This is a genomic window from Desulfosporosinus paludis (assembly GCF_045689965.1).
Classification (GTDB): domain Bacteria; phylum Bacillota; class Desulfitobacteriia; order Desulfitobacteriales; family Desulfitobacteriaceae; genus Desulfosporosinus; species Desulfosporosinus paludis.
This window is the reverse complement of the sequence record NZ_CP144211.1, coordinates 4,222,275-4,239,311: the sequence shown is the minus strand read 5'-3', so window position 1 is coordinate 4,239,311 and position 17,037 is coordinate 4,222,275. Positions and strand designations below refer to the sequence as shown.

The following is a 17,037-nucleotide window of genomic DNA, read 5'->3' as shown; positions in this document are numbered from 1 at the left end:
TAAACAACTAGACTCACTTCTTAGCTCTTAAATAGATCATTACGGAAAGTAAGCTCACTACAAGTGCAAGTGCCCCGGAGGAACTAATAGATTATGTTCCTCCGCTTCAAGCCTCAGAATTTCTAGACTAGACTCAATGAAGAGCCGTTCACCACATACTATTTAAAGGATGGATTTGAGCAATGTTCCGATCACACTTGGTCGATCAGCCACAAGTGCACCAACTGCGGCTAATGCTTCAACTTTATCTGCTACTGTTCCCTTGCCAGCTGTAATGATTGCTCCGGCATGACCCATTTTTTGTCCTTTTGGGGCTGTTCTGCCGCCCATAAAACCAATTAACGGCTTAGTAAAGATACCATTTTCAATAGCTTCTGCAACTTCCTCTTCCATTGTCCCTCCGATTTCACCAATCATAACAACTGCATCTGTATCCGGGTCCTTTTCAAAAAGTGGTAATACTTCCGCAAAACGTGTGAAAGGTATGGGATCTCCACCAACACCGATAACAGAGCTTGAACCGTAACCAGCTTTGACAATTTCCGCTGTAACCTCGTTAGTTAAGGAACCGCTTCTTGTCATTACTCCGATTCGACCAGGTTTGTATACCCTCTCTAACCAATAAGGAAAGAAACCCATCATGGCTTTACCTGTGGAAATGATACCGGTCGTATTTCCCCCGATGACCATGGCACCCTCAGAAAGGGCTGCTTTTCGGATTTGAACCATTTCATGGAGTGGGATTCCTTCAGCAGTCACTACAATTGTTTTAATACCAGCGTCCAAAGCCTCAAATATGGCACCTTTAGCAAAGCGCGGTGGAACGAAAAGTAAGGATGCATCGACTTGATACTTTTCAACGGCCCTGCGAACTGTGTGGTAAACGGGTACCTCGTCAACATCCTGCCCCTCTTTTCCCGGAGTAACACCTACGACAACATTCGTCCCATAGTCTTTCATGTGTTTTGCCCAAAAACTACCTTCTTTGCCTGTAATCCCCTGTATAAGAACTCTTGTGCCGGAATCAATGATTACACTCATCTGGAACCACCTCCCGCTAACTCCACTGCTTTCTTAACAGCCTCTTCCGTATCATTAAGTGGCTTCAATCCAACACTTCTTAACAACTCCTGCGCCTCTTCTTCACCCGTACCACGAATAACAGCAACGATCGGAATATCTGGTTTTAACTCTTTTACTGCATCGACAATTCCTTGAGCCATAATATCGGCACGGGCAATTGTTCCAAAGGTAGCAATTAGGATGCACTTTGGTCTATTATCAAGCATCATCTTCATACACTTTTGAGCTTTATGATAGTTAGGTCCACCAAACTCAAGATAGTTTGCCACAGTGCCCCCATAATAGCTAATCAAATCATAAACTACGTTAGCCAGACCCGCTCCCGCCACCATTAAGCCGATATCTCCATCAAATTGGATATAGGGGATCCCATCCTGAGCCGCTTGAAATTCAAAATCATTTTTATAATAGTCTCGAGTTATTGAATAGCGGTTATGTTTAAATAGGGCATTATCATCAATGTTGATCTTTCCGTCGGCAGCTATCATGGATCCATCTTTAAGAATCATCAGAGGATTAATCTCTACGAGTTCTGCGTCAAATTTTACGAACAGCTCATAAAGTTTCAGAAGCACTTTACTTCCTGCTGCGGTCTGATCTTTGTTAAGTCCCAAAGAGTACATAACATTACTAGCCTGGAACGGCATCAGACCCTTTCCAAGATCGACTTTTTCCTTAATAATTTTTTCCGGCGTCGTTCGTGCGGTTACTTCAATCTCTACCCCACCATCGAGACATGCCATGACAAGTGCTGATCCACTGACCGGATCGATCGTGATTGCCAAATACATTTCCTTTTCGAACTCAACTGCACCTTCAACCAACAGTTTCTTACTAGTAGCATTAAGGATACGTTCAGCTTCGATACTTGCCTCTTCTATAGTTCTAACAAATTTCACCAATCCAGCTTTACCTCGACCACCTTGCAAAACTTGGGCTTTAAGTACACAAGGAAGACCGATCACAGCTAGAGCTTTGTCCAATTCGCCTATATCACTAATGAGAGTGCTAGTCGGAACAGGAATTCCCAGCTCATTAAATAGTTCCTTTGCTTGATATTCAAACAGTTTCATTTTTCTGCCCTCCTTATTTTAGCGACCATATTTAGTCCAATACGACTCAAATAACTCCACTTCAGAAGGGACAACTTCCGGAATCACCCTAGAAACTTTCGTAATATTGATAAAATGCTTATAAGAAAGGTTTTCCTTAATATTGTTGCCAGCCCATGTACCTCCACCCATGGAAAGCGTAAAGTTAAGACCGTTGTTGAAGTTCCCACCATTACCGAAACATTGAACCTGGTTGATTAAGAGACGACAAACATCCATCTCATATCCAATTCGCTCAATATGGGATTCATCATTTGTATGCAAACCACAGGAGTGCCCACGCCCCACGAAATTCAAAATACGCTTAGTCATACCTAAGGCCTCTTCAAAATTTTCAACCTTATAAACCGTCAATACTAAGGAAAGTTTCTCACCGGAAAAGGGAAATGCTTTTCCTACTTCTGTTTCCTCTACCATAAAGAATTTAGCTTTTTTTGCCTCTACAGAAGTCAAACGAGCTTCAGCTGCCATTACTTCAGCAGATTTTGCAGTAGTGGCTCCTTTTCGTTTACCGTTTTCATCCCACATTGCTTTATGCATTTGCACTTTTTCCTCGGCATTACAGAAGTAGCCACCTTCCTTTTTCAAGGCTTCAATCATCTGATCGTAAACTACAGCTTCTATAACAACCGCATTATCACTTGAACAACTCGTAGCGTTATCAAACGTCTTACTCAACATGATTCTGTGCGCAGCCTCTTGCAAATCAGCCGTTGCATCGACTACAGAAACAACGTTACCTGCACTTACGCATACATTAGGTGTGCCACAGGTTTGACCAAGCCTAACATTATTTCCTGACCCAGTAACAGTTACTATATTAGCTTGTTTCATCAGTTCTCCTGTAGATTCTTTGGAAACAGGCGTTGGTAAAGCTTGTACAAGATTAACAGGTGCACCGATTTTAGTTAGTTCTGCATGAATGTATTCAAGAAGTTTATCTGTAGTAGAAGCCCCTTTAGGCGATGGAGCTATGATTATAGCATTACGCCCTTTCAAAGCCATCATTGCTATGTTTGCCGGGGTTGCACCAGGGTTAGTGGAAGGTACTATTGCCGCAACAATGCCTACAGGTTTAGCAATTTCCGTGATCCCTTTAGCCTGATCGACATTAATGACTCCTACTGACTTTGCTTCCTGGTCCAACAAATCACGTAATGTACCAAATGTTTTTCGCTTATTTTTAATTACCTTATCTTCATAATTACCTAATCCAGTATCGCGAATAGAAATACGGGCTAGTTCTTCAGCATGTTCCTGCTGGTAAATAGCCCAAGCAACTGCTTGAACCAACGTATTTGCTTGGGCCTGTGTATAATTCTTGATTTCTTCCATGGCCACTCGCCCTTTAGTTATTAGCTCTTGCACAATTATCTTCGTATCGACGACTGGTTCATCACTCATTATTAAGACTCCCTTCTGTAAGTTGTTCTCTTTAGCTTTAAAATTCCTACGAACCCTATTCTTCAACCTTTTGTCTGTATTTTTTTATATTAAAATTTTAGTTATTTTTAAGAATATTTGTTCATTTCTATTCATTAAATTCTATTTTCTAGTTTGTAGGCGTGAATGAATGCAGCCTCATGGTCATGTCACGCACGCCTTAATAATTAATTACCAGTTTTTTGCATCAAGATGCAGGTATTTGGGGAGAAACCGGGTAGGCATTTGCAATGCATCTTTTCTAAAAGGGGGAGCAAGTTGGGTCCCATCACAAACTATTTCTAACACGAATGGCTTACGTAAGCTTATCGCTCTCTCTAAAGCAGGTCCAACATCTTCTGGTTTGTTCACACGGACTCCTTCGGCACCCATAGCAATAGCAACTGGTACAAAACTTTCTGGATTAGGGATTTCCGAACCAACAAAGCGATTATTATAGAAGTCAACTTGATTTTTCTTTTCGGCACACCATGCTCCATTTCTAAAGACAATCGCTACAACGGGTAAATTGTGTTCAACCGCGGTACTCACTTCATGCAAACTCATGCCCCATGCTCCATCACCTACGATCGAAATACACGGTGCATCCGGATTAGCCATTTGTGCCCCTAGTGCTGCTGGATAAGAAAATCCTGTGTTCCCAAAGGTAAGTGCTGCAATATGCTTTCCTTCCCCCTTAAACTCAAGATAACTGTTCGACGTTGAAGCAACGTTTCCAATATCAGTAGCAACAATCGCATTCTCAGGCAAGACTTTTTGAATTTCTAACAATGCACGGCGTGGATTAATTGGTACCCCATCAACCATGGCCAATCTAACAAGTTCATCTCTCCAATCCTTTACACGAGCTTGGATTGTGCTTAATCGAGTTTGACATGCCTTCGGAGAAGGAACTTTTACTTTTAATCGCTTAAGGATCTCGACAGCAGCTTCCTTAGCGTCACCAATAATGCCCACTTCCACTGGATGTGTACGAGCGATATTCCTAGGGTTAATATCGACTTGAATAATCTTTGCACTTTCTGGGAAATAGTTGATATCGTATTGCGGTAAAGTACCAAAAACGGATAATCTAGTCCCAAGTGCAAGGATTACATCTGCTTCAGCTAATGAGTGCATGGCTGCTTTAGACCCCATATAACCGATAGGGCCAACCCAGAGAGGATGATCACACGGGAAGGCATCATTATGCATATAAGTACAAGCAACCGGAGCAGTTAAGAGTTCGGCAATTTTCGCAACAATATCAGCGGACTTAGTATCTACGACTCCACGTCCGGAAACAATTACAGGAGTCTTAGCGGAAAGGAGAATTTCGGCAGCCTGATCAAGAGATTCAATAGAACCACAGCCTCGGTTATCTACCCGATATTCGTGGGGTTCTAAGATTTGTTCTTCAACTTCTCCGTAAAAGTAATCTCGTGGGATATCATAAAGAACAGGTCCACGTTCTGCATAGGCAATGCGAAATGCCGTTCTTAAGCAATCTGCAGCACGCTTAGGATGCGGAACTCTTATTGTAGCTTTTGTGATAGCCTTAAAAATTTGCACAGTGTCAGCTTCTTGGAAGCCATCCCAACCAATAGTAGGTGTACCAGCAGATGGACAAATAATAACCATCGGAGTATGTGCCGAATTAGCGGCAGCAACAGATGTAACCATGTTGGTGATTCCTGGGCCATTTTGACCAATGATTACACCACACTTACCTGTAACGCGGCAGTAAGCATCCTCCATATGACCCGCAGATTGCTCATGACGAACCGGAATAAATTTAATTCCAGCTGTCGGAAATAAGTCAAGTAGATCCATAAACGCTGAACCAAGAATACCAGTAACATGGTCAACGCCTTCCGCTAGCAGAGTCTCACAAATAGCTTCACTCGGTGTCATTTTGACCTTTGCCATTTTTCTCTTGTCCTCCTAATTTGTTATTTTTTAATCGTAATACAGCCGGAGACATACCTATGTCATGACGTACGTACCAGTTGCATGAGAAGATTATAAGGTTATCCGGAATACAAGTCAATATAAGATGTCTATCTTATCGATAAATAATCCTGATGCCTAAGGAGATTTATGTCTCTCTGATTTGTTATTTTTTAATCGTAAAACAGCCGTCGACATACCTATGTCGTGACGTACGTACCAGTTGCGTGCGAAAATTATATAGTTATCCGGTATACAACTATCTTATCGATAAACGATCCTGATACTGAAGGAGATGATTTTTAAACAATATCACAAAAAGAAACTGGGCATTAATTCTTAAGAATTAATACCCAGTTCAGGTTGTTGACAAAGATAGTCAACAGCCTATCTTCGTCAGAATAGGGATTTTATGGAAAGTATACAGATTGAATGATATGCTGAAAAACGATCGCGATAAGCAAGAAAGCATGGAGCTGGTAACCTATGACATGTTGGTACCAAAGGATTATTTCCTGCGAAAAATTGATGCCGCCATCGATTTCAGCTTCATTCACAAGCTCTGCGTCCCGCTTTATTGCGAAGACAATGGAAGATCAGATATCGATCCAGAGATCCTTTTTAGAATGCTGCTGGTCGGTTACCTATAAGGTATCCGATCAGAGCGTCGACTCGAGGAAGAAGTCAATTTTAATGTAGCTTACAAGTGGTTCTGCTAGTTGACCTTAACAGAGAAAGCTCCAGACAGCAGTACGATCAGCGTAAACTGCAGGCGGAAGTTCCAAGATAATGACATCGCGGAGAAGATCTTTAACGAAATCTCGCGTCAGGCCATAGAGAAGGGATTGATCGGAGGACAGATCCTTTATACCGATTCTACCCACGTTAAAGCCAAGGCCAATAAACACAAAAAACAGGCGGTGACAGTGAGCATCACCCCCAAAGCTTTCATAAAAGCTTTAGACGAACAAGTGGACATTGACCGAAAGGGACTGGAAAAATCCCCGTTTGACCGAGATGAAGGGAAAGATGACCCTCATACAAGAACGATCCAGCAGAGCAAGACTGATCTGGACAGTGGCCAATTGCACAAGGAAGGCAAACCAGATGGCTTCTATTACAACAAGCATCGCACGGTGGACAGCAAGAATAATCTCATTGTCAATGTGCATGTCACCCCAGTTAATATCAATGATGTCGATCCACTTAGTGAAATTCTCACTCAGATCAAAACTCGTATAGGTTACTTACCGAACTACATGGGCCTTGATACAGGCCATCATAATGCACCAGTGTGTGTATCCTCGGCATACGCATAAAGGGGAACACTTGGGTAAATATCGATTTGCATACAATCTGTAAAGAAACATCTATCTCTACCCTCAGAAACAGGAACTGAAATGAAGACCACCAACCGAGAAGGCTATCGAGAGTACTGGAGCGACGGAAAACTCTGCAAGAATTGTCCACAGCGAAAGGAATGCTTCAGTGAAAAAGCAACGAGAAGGTTGGTAACTCATCATGTGTGGCAGGATGAATTGGATTCTGTTAAGGCCTTTACCAAACCCCGGCTGGGAAACGGTAGCGATGGAGAAAAGAGACGATTGAACGCTACTTTGCAGATGGGAAAGAGCTGCACGGGTTGCGCTTTGTCCGCATGCGTGGATTACCCAACATGCGTGAGCAAAGCTTTCTAAGCGCCGCGGCTCAGAACATCAAATAGATCGCCCTGATCTTTTTGATGTTTCTCAAATGTGTTCTTTTATATCGTTTTACAGATAAAATGAAAACCCTGTGTCTTGTCTAAAACACGGGGTTTGTCGATGTCCTGACTAGGTATTAATTCTTAAGAATTAATACCTAGTTTCTTTCTATGATGATATTGTTATCTCGATCAACTAAACAATCGACCTACTCCAGTTAAAATTACCTACAACGTTAATGTCTCGACATATTAATATTTACGGAATATTTATCAGCTCGGAAAATCGTACTAACAAACTCAATCAGTACACCTTCGGGATCCCAAGTCGATCTCTCAATTACAAGCACGCTTGATGCCTTTGGAATACCCAACAAGGCAGCATCTTCCTTTGAAGGGTTATTACTAGTGACCACTTCCTTAGCCGTCCATGGTTTAATTCCAATGTTGAATTCCAACAGCTTATAAATATTGGAATTTAAATCATAGTTTTCCAATTTCAGCCCAATTCCCACTTCGAAACACTTTCGCTCAACAGCCATTATTCTGTCATTGGCAGTCCTCAACCTTTCAATTACATAATATTCCTGTCCACCAAACATATCCGAAATAAATTGAGGCGAAGACTTAATTCCCTTGGAAATCAACTTGGCTCCCGGTTTCATTCCCGCACGTTCAATTGTTTCTGAGAAAGTACTAATATTCCCCATCCATTGTTCTTGAATAGGCCTCAAGGTTACAAACGTCCCTTTGCCGTGTATTTTTTTAACTACTCCTTCTCGATCTAATGCCCCAATTGCCTCTCGAATAGTAGTTCTACTTACAGAGAAAATATCCATAAGTTCCTTTTCACTTGGTATTTTTCTCTCAAGATTCCCCTGCAAAATCTCGTTCTTGAGACAGTCCTTTATTTGAACATGTAATGGCAATTGACTATTGGCCTTTAATTCCATGTTGAATCACCCCGCCTAGTCATTTATCTTATAATTAATATAGTAGCTAAGTGGTTATCATTCTTTATCATAACAACTCCAAGATTTTTGTCAAGTTGATAAAAAACAGTGGTTTAAATATACCCAAAAGGGTAGGAAACAAAACCACCATCAAGTAAATTACAAAAAATTCTAAATGAGGAATTCCTTCCAAAAAGGATTGTCTCCGCTTCAGGCAGAACGCTGGTCCGGGTAAGGTTGAAACCAGACTATTTTCCTCACTCATTCCCAATTGATTATTAACTCCCGCACCTCGACCTTGTATAGCATCTGCGAGGCCCAATTAATTCAAAATGGATATTTTCCGACATAGACCGACATTGTGATGACTCTTGATCGTTTCCGCACTTCTCTCCATAATCCAGAATGATATACTCTTCAGAAGATCATAAGGTAGCCTTGCCTAAACTGCGGTCATGACATCTTCATTAGAGACATCTCAAAGATAGGTTACTATTAGTACGAACATCCTCCATTACGCCCACTCTTTTGAGGGAAGATAATCCTATATTCGCCATAAATCATGGATGAGCTTCCCTAAAACAAGAAATCAACCTAGCTAAGTTTCAACGTCTTAGTTTTAAAGACTGGGATGCTTCTTTAATTTAAGCCACTTATAAATCAAGGACGATAAAAGACCCCATTTTCCAATCCCCAACACATTCGCAAATATCAAAAAGTTATTTCCGAATATTCCGTAGTCATGCTAACTGACGGATGGATTTTACCAGTTTATTACTGGATGATCCGTCCGCTATTAACCTTTTTCGTTAGTGTATATGTCAACACCTAGACAATAAACACCGTCAATCTAAAGATCTTAAAAATCTGTGCCATGTTCAAAACAATGTTTTAGCCGAGATAGAGGTCTTGATTTTAAAGGTATCTTGTCAACTTCATACAGTATCTAAGCTCAAAGTAATTGTCTTAGAATCTCCCGTGAAAAAGCGGGAACATCATCAGGTACCCTAGATGTGATTAAGTTCCCATCAACTACCACTTCTTGGTTCAGAAATTCAGAACCGGCATTCACCAAATCATCTTTAATCATTTCACACGCTGTAACTTTTTTACCTTTTAATATACCTGCTGAGGAGAGTACCCAACTTGCATGGCAGATTGCCGCTACCACCTTACCAGCTTGAAACATCTCACGAACAATCCTCAACATGTGGGGGCTTACCCGCATTCTATCTGGCGCATAACCTCCAGGAATAATCACTGCCTCTAAATCATCAATTTTAACTGTTGCGGGATCTACGCCATTGGTCAGAGTACCTAGCTTACTTTTAAAAGTATCCTTTCTCCCTGATCCAACTACTATAACTTCAAATCCCGCTTCCTTCATGCGATAGTAAGGATACCAAAATTCAATCTCATTGTAATTATCCTCTACGAAAATAGCCACTTTTTTGTTCGACATTATAATCCATCCTCTCCCAATCCAAATTAAAACACCAAGGTGAAACTGGTAAATAACAAACCACAATACTTTTTCTAAAAACTATCTTCCATATGTCAAGTAAAGGGTAAGTTACTTGTTGCACAATTAGATCTATAATACATCATCTCACTTATAGATTAATGAAACCCCTTGGTCTGCTAATCATTGATCATCTCTTTTGATATAATCTTACCATCTCCAACTAGAACCTTAATTCCTTAGTGAAAGAAGGACTTGACGGTTGGATATTGCGCTAGGTATTAGACTCTCTCATTCTTTTGCCATATTAATGATCCACAATTGTAATAACGCAATAGTCGTAACGTCATGATGTACGTACCATTAATATAAATATACTCTAAACCTCGTGAATAGTCAATTAGCCCTTGTAAGGTTTGTATGGATATAGTAAGGTGTTTTTTTCTTTTTCAACTCGCAGCTCTTGCTGGGTAATAACTTTATAACTTTTTCTGAGTTTGATTAATCCTGGATTCGCATGTTTCATTTCTGCAACTTCACAGCGATATTAATAGAATGAGTAAAATTAACGACAGATTTTATCGACATAAAAGCCCGATACCGGCTTTACAACGATGCAGATCTCTAATGGCTTCGAATTGTCTGCTGCATGTGTGCCACGGACATGTCCATCGATTACATCAAATGGAATATCGACTTATGCCTTCTCGGGGAAAACACCATTCCGGAGCGCCGCCAGATCATACTCTGCCAGTAAATCATCGAGAACCACATTAACGAGTATAAAATACTTTTGAAAGTAGTAAACAAAGGCTTAAAACATTATGACGATCTTTCCTATGAAAACACTTCGAGTTGTTCATAGAATCGCAGAAATGACAGGTAGCCAATCGCTCGAGGTAGAATCTGCTGTTTTCTCTTTAAACTACATTCACTCTGTTTTCAGAGAATGGCGAATAATTCAGTAATGTTTAAACGTTATGGTACTCTTTCAAAGCCCAGATTTTTTAGAATATATTAAAGAGGACACCAGAATAATGAAGTGAGACCTCTTCCTCATCCTCATCGTATAATTGTTTATCTATTATGTTCCTTCCCATAAAATATCCTCTATTTACATTTTCCATAAATACCACTTGCAGCTATTTACCTCATACTTCAATTCGAACACTTTCAACTCCCCATCGATCTCACTCTGGCAATTTCATTTGAAAATTTTCTTCTAAATCCAGAAATAACTTTTTGCCTATTTCATTTATTGGGAGCCCCATGCATCCCTCCATATCTTCAGGTGTTACTACTCTTGTAATATTTGGATAGTTCGCTAATATCGTATTCCATGCCTCACAAATCCCTTCTATTGAATTCCAAAGAGTGCCATCTAAATCAAAAATAATACTATCAATATTCATTTTTTATTACCATCCCCATTAAATAAAATCTCTAAATCATAACTTCCTACTTATGTGCAAGTCCCACACGTATTAAAGTTCCCACGCCCCCAACGCTCCTCGGCTGGACAATTTCGGGGCTAGTTATCCAATCCAATTTGTTCCGGCCTACTTCGCTTCACTGTACACGTTATACCATGCACCACGCAAGACCCGGCACTTGCCAGGTAGGCCGGAGGAATTTCACCTCCAGCCTCCTACAGAACCGTGCATAAACCTCTCGATTTACACGGCTCGTACCAGCCTTTCTCTTGAAGCCTTACGGCTGCAAGACGACGCAGAAAGTTGAACGCTCCTCCCGATTTCTCGGTTGGCCAGAACTTCCTTTGAGCTGATACATCCCCTTTGCTCTACTCTCATTACAAGAGCTTCATCACTACTACGGGATGTTCCGCCCCCTTCATGTGCATCGGTACTTTCCCCCTTCGTGGTCTACACTTATAGAGTTTTCCCTTAACATCACATGAAGAGTTCCCAAGTTCCGTATCCGCGCCTAGATTAGATTCACGCCCCTTATACACCGGACACCACATGGCCAGTAAATAGGTTACTTCCATGCTAATCCCGAAGAAGCAGTCAGTCTTCGGTTTTGATGTCATCCTACCTAGCTTTCGATGCTTAATCAGGGGTTCACTTTCATTCGTCTCTCTAATCCATACATGCCGAGATCATTCTCGGCTTTTGACCGTAACGTTCACCACCGCAGCCTTTCGGTCTGAAGCAGCATACGGCTGTTTGAAACCAATTCCTATAAACCGGTTTCGAAGGATCTACCTTCATCACGGATACAGCATCGTGTTCTTCGAACACGTTCTTGGCACAAGACTGCTAGCTAGGCTTTATCAAATTGGCGGTTTTAAACCCCATGTTCTTCTTGAACTTGGCAAGGCGCAACTGGCGTGGGGATTTGGTATTGAAGAAGTGTTCAGGATAAATGTTAACTAAGAACCTCAATAATCTTATATTGTTCTATAGTGTTCAATGGAATTGGTTCGCCGGGGTTAGGATTATGATGTTTAAGAAACAACTCCCACCACCCCACATCATGCCATTGACCAAATTTATAGCCTACGTTATTGAACTGTGCTATCTTTTCGACTAATTCTTGTCTTCATTTCCTCAATGGACGGAACAATCGTTTCAAAAGAAATTGAGGTACTTTCAATGTATGGTAGTAGTGCTAACATAATAGTGGTTCTTTCCATAGTTAGTTGAATTTACGTCTTTTTTCAAGCCGTAACAGCTTTTTCCTTAACATTTCAAAACTATTGCGGCCATACATTATCCTCTTAACAACCTTAAGCTTATTTACACTGCCTTCAGCAAGTCCGTTATTGTAGTCATATTTAATGGCATTTTTTACAGCAATAATATCCCTGGCTATGCCTTTTATAAATGAATTCTGACGCCCTGCGCATCCACTGCTCAATCCTGCCAACATTTTTATCCAACAACATTTTCTTGAATTCCTTAACTATGTCTACTAACTCCTTGTACCGAGGATATTGACCATTGACTCTGTCTAAACATTCGTTGTCCAGTCCTTTGATTTTCTCCAACCGTTTGAATAACAGCGTTATCAACAAATTTACGTTCAACAATTTGAGTGTTTTCGGGCTTCATATTATTGGCATTGTAACTACTCTGAATCAGTTTTTTACGGCCCGCCGCGTAATTCCTTAGTGTAGAGGAAGAACCAGTATATCCTTTTTGGCGAATTTTTGCTTCAATGACAGTCGAGGCAATGCCTTTATCGATCAACGTATTTATTTCACCTAGGTATTGATCTAAAATACTAGTTCTCTTAACGCTATAGTTTCCATGGATGGCTGTGATTCCTTCATCAAGATATCGTGTGACCGTTTGCCTAGATAATTGTAGCTCTTTGGAGATTGCTCTGATAGAAAACTTCTTCTCATGCATATCTCTAACAGTATTTATAAGTTTCTGCTTTTTTAACACTTTTTGCTCATGGGACTGTTCGATATTATTTTTTACATATCGATTACGTTCTTCCTCATCCATTATTGATACATCCACCGTTTGCCTCTCATCAATCTGGGGCTTTTCAGATACCTTAATGGTTACTTTCGCCTTAAAATAGCTCATAAGATAATCTTTACAATAGGCAGTTAGATTCTTAAGTAGATGAAATCTGTCACTTACTTGTACCGCCTCAGGATGTGCTGCAGTTATAGCATTGTGGTATGTAATAGAACCATCTCTTAAACGACTTTAAGGTTTGGATAGGTCTTCAACCATTCTACTACATCCTTGCATTCTCTTGATGGGATTAAATCGATCACCCGGTGCGTATTGATATCAACCATGATTGTTCCATAGGATTCCCTTTTCCTGATCGCAAAGTCATCGATACAAACCATTGAAACTGATGTCTTATCAATGATTGGTGTGCCTTTTTTTTAAGAGATTACAAATAGTACTTTTACCTACTTTTGCAACCCTCGTGCTTAATATCGAAGATGCTGTTAGAGAGCTTACATTCATGGATATATTAAGTATTTCATCTTCCAGGCGTTTTGTCTTTTTGGCTTTGGCCGTTAAGAAATCGAAAGCTTCAGCAAACGTTGTATGTTCACAATCTGGATTGTGGCAAAACATCTTTCGGTTGCTAAGAATTACAATGACTTTTTTGTTCTGTATTGGTAGGTCTTGAAAACTTCTGTCATAACGGGAATGAGTATTTGATGAAGGTTGTCCACAAAAAGGACAGACTATCTCTTTTCTTGTTGACACGACACTGATATAAATCGTATCGTCAATGACCTTATGACTGACGTACTCTAAATTTCTATCTAATAACTTAATAAATTCATCCATAGAATAGCCTCGTTTCGATATCTCAGAGTATTCAATTATATTATGGCTCGGCATTAATTTCAACTAACTATGGGAAGAACCAGAATAATGAACCAATTTCTAAAATCGAGGTTCATTTATGAAGGCAATCTATTTCCGACGGACAGAGGTTCACCACAAGGTGGGGCTATCTCAAGTCTATATGCGAACATGACATTAGATGGTCTTGAAAGATTGATTCAAGACAAATACCATCGTAATTCCAAGGGTAATATAGAGAATCACTATCGGGCAAAGACCAAAGTAAATCTGGTTCGATACGCCGATGACTTTATTATTACCGCAAACACGAAAGAAATCGCCGAAGAACTCAAAGATATTGTTAGTCAATTCCTTGGAAACCGGGGGCTAACGCTATCCGAAGAAAAAACAATAATAACGCATATAGATAACGGCTTCGACTTTCTTGGATGGACATTTCGAAAGTTCAAGGGAAAACTCATTGTCAAACCATCGAAGAATTCAATTAAAACTCTGATAAGTAAATGTGCTTCCATTATCCTGAAAGAAGGAAAGGCACACACTCAATCTGAATTAATCCGAAGACTAAATCAAGTGATTAGAGGGTGGACAAATTATCACAGGCATGTTGTGTCAAGTCGAGCATTCTCTTACGTCAACAACACACTATATCTTTTATTGCAACAATGGGCAAAACACCGACATCCCAATAAAAATAAATGGTGGAGATTAAATAAATATTGGCACGAAAAGAATGGAAAGAGGTGGTTGTTCATGACGGATGAGTATAGCCTTATAAATCTGAGAAGGATCGATATCATCCGACACCCTAAATTACAGATTTCTAAAAATCCTTTTATATACAATGACTACTTTGAGATAAGAAAACTGAAATTAAAAAGACTTGTCGCCGCCAGAAATGGTGAAGAAATGCTTGAGCCGTATGAGCGGGAAACTCTCACGTACGGTTCTTAGACGACGGAAAGGGAGTAATCCCTTTTCTTTAGTCGATTATACATCATATGGTTTTAAACACAGACTGGATGCTGCTGGAATAAAACAGAGTATGTCACGAGTTGGCAAATGTATTGACAATGGTCCAATGGAAGCTTTCTGGGGTATCCTTAAGTGTGAAAAATACTATATTCATAAATATCATACTTTTAAAGATTTAAGCCAGGCGATAGATGATTATATTTACTTCTATAATACCAAGAGATTACAAAAAAGAATAAACGGCCTTAGCCCAATGGAATTCAGGGCTTTAGCCGCTTAAGCTAATATCAAAAAACATTCGGTTGACCCCAGATCAGACTTGACATGGGGACAGCGGATGCTACCCTAAATCAGGGGATGGGGCTAACCCAAAAGGAATACATCCTTTTAGCCACATCCCTCGACCCATTGAAGCATCCGATGTGGGGTCCCATGTCAAGTCAACCCCAGAGTCGTTCTCTAGTTTTCTTTATTTCCACTGTCTACTTGACAGGGGGCAGCTCAGTTAGCCAAGGGAGGTTTATTTATAGTGAGTAGGTTTGGATAGTCCCAGTATATGGATGATGGGAAGCTCTCAACTTGAAGCGTTTTAGTTGGTTATAAACATAAAGGGAAATGCAACGTTTGTTTAAAAGCGCACACTAATCTGAGAAAAATCGATGTTGATTTGAGATTTGATTTCAGGTATTTTATTCACCAATAGTCTTTGTACGCCTTGCTTTGCTACTTCTGGTTCCATCATGGGTGCTAACGTTATGCTTCGAATAGATTGAATTGGATCAAAAGTTACTACTAAGTGGGGCACAATCAAACCGCCTCCACCAACATGATGATCAACAGTGCCTCCACTATCTGTCGTAATTTCTGGCGCCTCAATAAGAAACCGATACTCTTCTTCATGTTTAAAAGCACGGTTCTTATAAAACATACACCGTTGCAAAAGATATTCTGCAAGTTTCTCTTGATAACACTCAATGCACAACTCTTCATCATTTCCTGCTTTAATATTGTAATCAAATTCCTTGCTCAACTCCATAATCTTATTATGAGTATGCAGTATCTGTTCTTCAACATTATAATTCACTTTGCCATGGGTTAACTTCTGCCCTAATTGGGGTATAGAATACATCAATGCATCCACTGACAGGCCGAAGTTGTAGCCCTGATAGTAGCCATTCTTGACGTAGTAATTCCACATACTATGACTGTCCGGGTCTAGTGAAGTGCAAAAAAGATAATAACACGTCCGTATAATTCCACGACTAAATGAGCCTTTACCTGAAATTGCATGCTGAGTTGTAATATCTCCATAAGGAACCCCCATCAGATAATCAACAAATTCATCGTTATCCTCATGAGATGTCCCTTTTGCAGCTTGTTTGAATATATTCTTTATATGCACATACTCAGATCGGTCATTCATGAATTGGCTATCACTGAACCATAGATTTTTATTTTTAACTATGGAAAGAAAGCTGTCCGGAGAGGTATAGTGATAAACGATTTTCCCGGTTTCGCAATAAGGCTTTACCTCGTGCCCATCAAAGTACACTACATTTGTCATCAAGGTATTCACCTATACTTTCGATTCTGACTTCACTTTCATAAAACATAAATTTATCCTCCTAGATGAGATTTAGCCAAATAAATAACCATTTCTCCGCCCAACAAATACTTAGATCCGCTTCCCATTTTTGCTAATAACACGCATAATTCGGAACTGCCCATTATTAGCCTAAGTATAATCAGTCAGACTTCTAATTCAATACGAGAAGTCTCCACGTGATCATGGCATAATAACTATTTTTCTTAACTGTGCTTTACGTTTATCCGAATTGGCAAGTTTAAATATCGACCAAGTAGATAATGAAGTTATTAGTGTCGTTGGCAAAGGGAATAAGGAACGTAGAATCTATTTAACTCCAGCAGCCAAGAAATTGGGCCTAACCCGATTCAATAGACACATAAAACGCACAATATCTAACTCTTTCGCATTCTTATTTCATCCGTGTAATATGCTTGGACTCATAAACCTTATGGATTTATAGTTACGTGGTAGACATTA

Annotated in this window: 19 protein-coding genes; 7 read left to right on the top strand and 12 right to left on the bottom strand. The window is 40.1% G+C overall.

From position 1 onward, the window contains the following. Positions 1-162 precede the first annotated feature (162 nt). From sucD to xsc, 4 genes are all read right to left on the bottom strand, one after another. Positions 163-1,041: a succinate--CoA ligase subunit alpha gene (gene sucD / locus VZF35_RS21035; RefSeq protein ID WP_407308184.1), complete on the bottom strand. Its 879-nt coding sequence runs from the start codon at positions 1,039-1,041 to the stop codon at positions 163-165. Then, entirely contained in the window at positions 1,038-2,156 is a 1,119-nt protein-coding gene (locus VZF35_RS21030) for a succinate--CoA ligase subunit beta (RefSeq protein WP_407308182.1), read from the bottom strand. The genes sucD and VZF35_RS21030 overlap by 4 nt, the downstream gene beginning before the upstream one ends. A gap of 18 nt (positions 2,157-2,174) precedes the next feature. Beyond that, complete coding sequence (gene sauS, locus VZF35_RS21025) at positions 2,175-3,599, bottom strand: acylating sulfoacetaldehyde dehydrogenase (RefSeq protein ID WP_407308180.1); 1,425 nt, start codon at positions 3,597-3,599, stop codon at positions 2,175-2,177. Positions 3,600-3,809: 210 nt separating this feature from the next. Further along, on the bottom strand, positions 3,810-5,546 hold the full coding sequence (gene xsc, locus VZF35_RS21020) for a sulfoacetaldehyde acetyltransferase (RefSeq protein WP_407308178.1): 1,737 nt from the start codon (positions 5,544-5,546) through the stop codon (positions 3,810-3,812). 458 nt (positions 5,547-6,004) lie between these two features. Between xsc and VZF35_RS21015 the strand changes: the two genes are divergently transcribed. From VZF35_RS21015 to VZF35_RS21000, 4 genes are all read left to right on the top strand, one after another. Beyond that, complete coding sequence (locus VZF35_RS21015) at positions 6,005-6,217, top strand: hypothetical protein (protein WP_407308175.1); 213 nt, start codon at positions 6,005-6,007, stop codon at positions 6,215-6,217. Positions 6,218-6,220: 3 nt separating this feature from the next. Then, the gene (locus VZF35_RS21010; protein ID WP_407314768.1) at positions 6,221-6,286 is read left to right on the top strand and encodes a hypothetical protein; all 66 of its coding nucleotides are present in this window, start codon (positions 6,221-6,223) and stop codon (positions 6,284-6,286) included. Next, on the top strand, positions 6,287-6,886 hold the full coding sequence (locus tag VZF35_RS21005) for a hypothetical protein (protein ID WP_407308173.1): 600 nt from the start codon (positions 6,287-6,289) through the stop codon (positions 6,884-6,886). 323 nt (positions 6,887-7,209) lie between these two features. Further along, on the top strand, positions 7,210-7,290 hold the full coding sequence (locus tag VZF35_RS21000; RefSeq protein WP_407314766.1) for a hypothetical protein: 81 nt from the start codon (positions 7,210-7,212) through the stop codon (positions 7,288-7,290). A gap of 215 nt (positions 7,291-7,505) precedes the next feature. Here the strand turns inward: VZF35_RS21000 and VZF35_RS20995 are convergent, their stop codons facing one another. The 7 genes from VZF35_RS20995 to VZF35_RS20965 all read right to left on the bottom strand — a co-directional run bounded on the left by VZF35_RS20995 (position 7,506) and on the right by VZF35_RS20965 (position 13,976). Next, the gene (locus VZF35_RS20995; protein ID WP_407308171.1) at positions 7,506-8,222 is read right to left on the bottom strand and encodes a GntR family transcriptional regulator; all 717 of its coding nucleotides are present in this window, start codon (positions 8,220-8,222) and stop codon (positions 7,506-7,508) included. Between the two features lie 952 nt (positions 8,223-9,174). Next, on the bottom strand, positions 9,175-9,684 hold the full coding sequence (locus VZF35_RS20990; protein WP_407308169.1) for a type 1 glutamine amidotransferase domain-containing protein: 510 nt from the start codon (positions 9,682-9,684) through the stop codon (positions 9,175-9,177). 1,190 nt (positions 9,685-10,874) lie between these two features. Next, on the bottom strand, positions 10,875-11,096 hold the full coding sequence (locus tag VZF35_RS20985; protein ID WP_407308167.1) for an HAD hydrolase-like protein: 222 nt from the start codon (positions 11,094-11,096) through the stop codon (positions 10,875-10,877). Between the two features lie 1,246 nt (positions 11,097-12,342). Next, positions 12,343-12,576: a transposase gene (locus tag VZF35_RS20980; RefSeq protein ID WP_407308165.1), complete on the bottom strand. Its 234-nt coding sequence runs from the start codon at positions 12,574-12,576 to the stop codon at positions 12,343-12,345. 29 nt (positions 12,577-12,605) lie between these two features. Continuing rightward, the gene (locus tag VZF35_RS20975) at positions 12,606-13,244 is read right to left on the bottom strand and encodes a helix-turn-helix domain-containing protein (protein ID WP_407308163.1); all 639 of its coding nucleotides are present in this window, start codon (positions 13,242-13,244) and stop codon (positions 12,606-12,608) included. A 116-nt stretch (positions 13,245-13,360) separates the two neighbouring features. Next, positions 13,361-13,519, bottom strand: a complete 159-nt coding sequence (locus VZF35_RS20970; protein ID WP_407308161.1) for a transposase — start codon at positions 13,517-13,519, stop codon at positions 13,361-13,363. Positions 13,520-13,535: 16 nt separating this feature from the next. Next, entirely contained in the window at positions 13,536-13,976 is a 441-nt protein-coding gene (locus tag VZF35_RS20965; protein ID WP_407308159.1) for a transposase family protein, read from the bottom strand. A gap of 87 nt (positions 13,977-14,063) precedes the next feature. Here VZF35_RS20965 and VZF35_RS20960 point away from each other — a divergent pair, with 87 nt between their 5' ends. Together VZF35_RS20960 and VZF35_RS20955 are read left to right on the top strand one after the other, a co-directional pair. Continuing rightward, positions 14,064-14,951, top strand: coding sequence for a group II intron maturase-specific domain-containing protein (locus VZF35_RS20960; protein WP_407308157.1), 888 nt, complete (start codon positions 14,064-14,066; stop codon positions 14,949-14,951). Continuing rightward, on the top strand, positions 14,920-15,252 hold the full coding sequence (locus tag VZF35_RS20955) for a transposase (RefSeq protein WP_407308155.1): 333 nt from the start codon (positions 14,920-14,922) through the stop codon (positions 15,250-15,252). The genes VZF35_RS20960 and VZF35_RS20955 overlap by 32 nt, the downstream gene beginning before the upstream one ends. Positions 15,253-15,600: 348 nt before the next feature. On the opposite strand, the gene VZF35_RS20950 is transcribed toward VZF35_RS20955, so the two are convergent. Then, complete coding sequence (locus tag VZF35_RS20950) at positions 15,601-16,536, bottom strand: DUF2971 domain-containing protein (protein WP_407308153.1); 936 nt, start codon at positions 16,534-16,536, stop codon at positions 15,601-15,603. A gap of 196 nt (positions 16,537-16,732) precedes the next feature. Between VZF35_RS20950 and VZF35_RS20945 the strand changes: the two genes are divergently transcribed. Continuing rightward, positions 16,733-17,020, top strand: a complete 288-nt coding sequence (locus tag VZF35_RS20945) for a tyrosine-type recombinase/integrase (RefSeq protein ID WP_407314764.1) — start codon at positions 16,733-16,735, stop codon at positions 17,018-17,020. Positions 17,021-17,037: the final 17 nt, after the last annotated feature.

Bases quoted from the DNA above. Each gene is read 5' to 3' on its own strand.
- sucD (WP_407308184.1), bottom strand. From the start codon at position 1,041: ATGAGTGTAATCATTGATTCCGGCACAAGAGTTCTTATACAGGGGATT.
- VZF35_RS21030 (WP_407308182.1), bottom strand. From the start codon at position 2,156: ATGAAACTGTTTGAATATCAAGCAAAGGAACTATTTAATGAGCTGGGA.
- sauS (WP_407308180.1), bottom strand. From the start codon at position 3,599: ATGAGTGATGAACCAGTCGTCGATACGAAGATAATTGTGCAAGAGCTA.
- xsc (WP_407308178.1), bottom strand. From the start codon at position 5,546: ATGGCAAAGGTCAAAATGACACCGAGTGAAGCTATTTGTGAGACTCTG.
- VZF35_RS21015 (WP_407308175.1), top strand. From the start codon at position 6,005: ATGCTGAAAAACGATCGCGATAAGCAAGAAAGCATGGAGCTGGTAACC.
- VZF35_RS20995 (WP_407308171.1), bottom strand. From the start codon at position 8,222: ATGGAATTAAAGGCCAATAGTCAATTGCCATTACATGTTCAAATAAAG.
- VZF35_RS20990 (WP_407308169.1), bottom strand. From the start codon at position 9,684: ATGTCGAACAAAAAAGTGGCTATTTTCGTAGAGGATAATTACAATGAG.
- VZF35_RS20985 (WP_407308167.1), bottom strand. From the start codon at position 11,096: ATGAATATTGATAGTATTATTTTTGATTTAGATGGCACTCTTTGGAAT.
- VZF35_RS20980 (WP_407308165.1), bottom strand. From the start codon at position 12,576: ATGTTGGCAGGATTGAGCAGTGGATGCGCAGGGCGTCAGAATTCATTT.
- VZF35_RS20975 (WP_407308163.1), bottom strand. From the start codon at position 13,244: ATGAGCTATTTTAAGGCGAAAGTAACCATTAAGGTATCTGAAAAGCCC.
- VZF35_RS20970 (WP_407308161.1), bottom strand. From the start codon at position 13,519: ATGGTTTGTATCGATGACTTTGCGATCAGGAAAAGGGAATCCTATGGA.
- VZF35_RS20965 (WP_407308159.1), bottom strand. From the start codon at position 13,976: ATGGATGAATTTATTAAGTTATTAGATAGAAATTTAGAGTACGTCAGT.
- VZF35_RS20960 (WP_407308157.1), top strand. From the start codon at position 14,064: ATGAACCAATTTCTAAAATCGAGGTTCATTTATGAAGGCAATCTATTT.
- VZF35_RS20955 (WP_407308155.1), top strand. From the start codon at position 14,920: ATGAGCGGGAAACTCTCACGTACGGTTCTTAGACGACGGAAAGGGAGT.
- VZF35_RS20950 (WP_407308153.1), bottom strand. From the start codon at position 16,536: ATGACAAATGTAGTGTACTTTGATGGGCACGAGGTAAAGCCTTATTGC.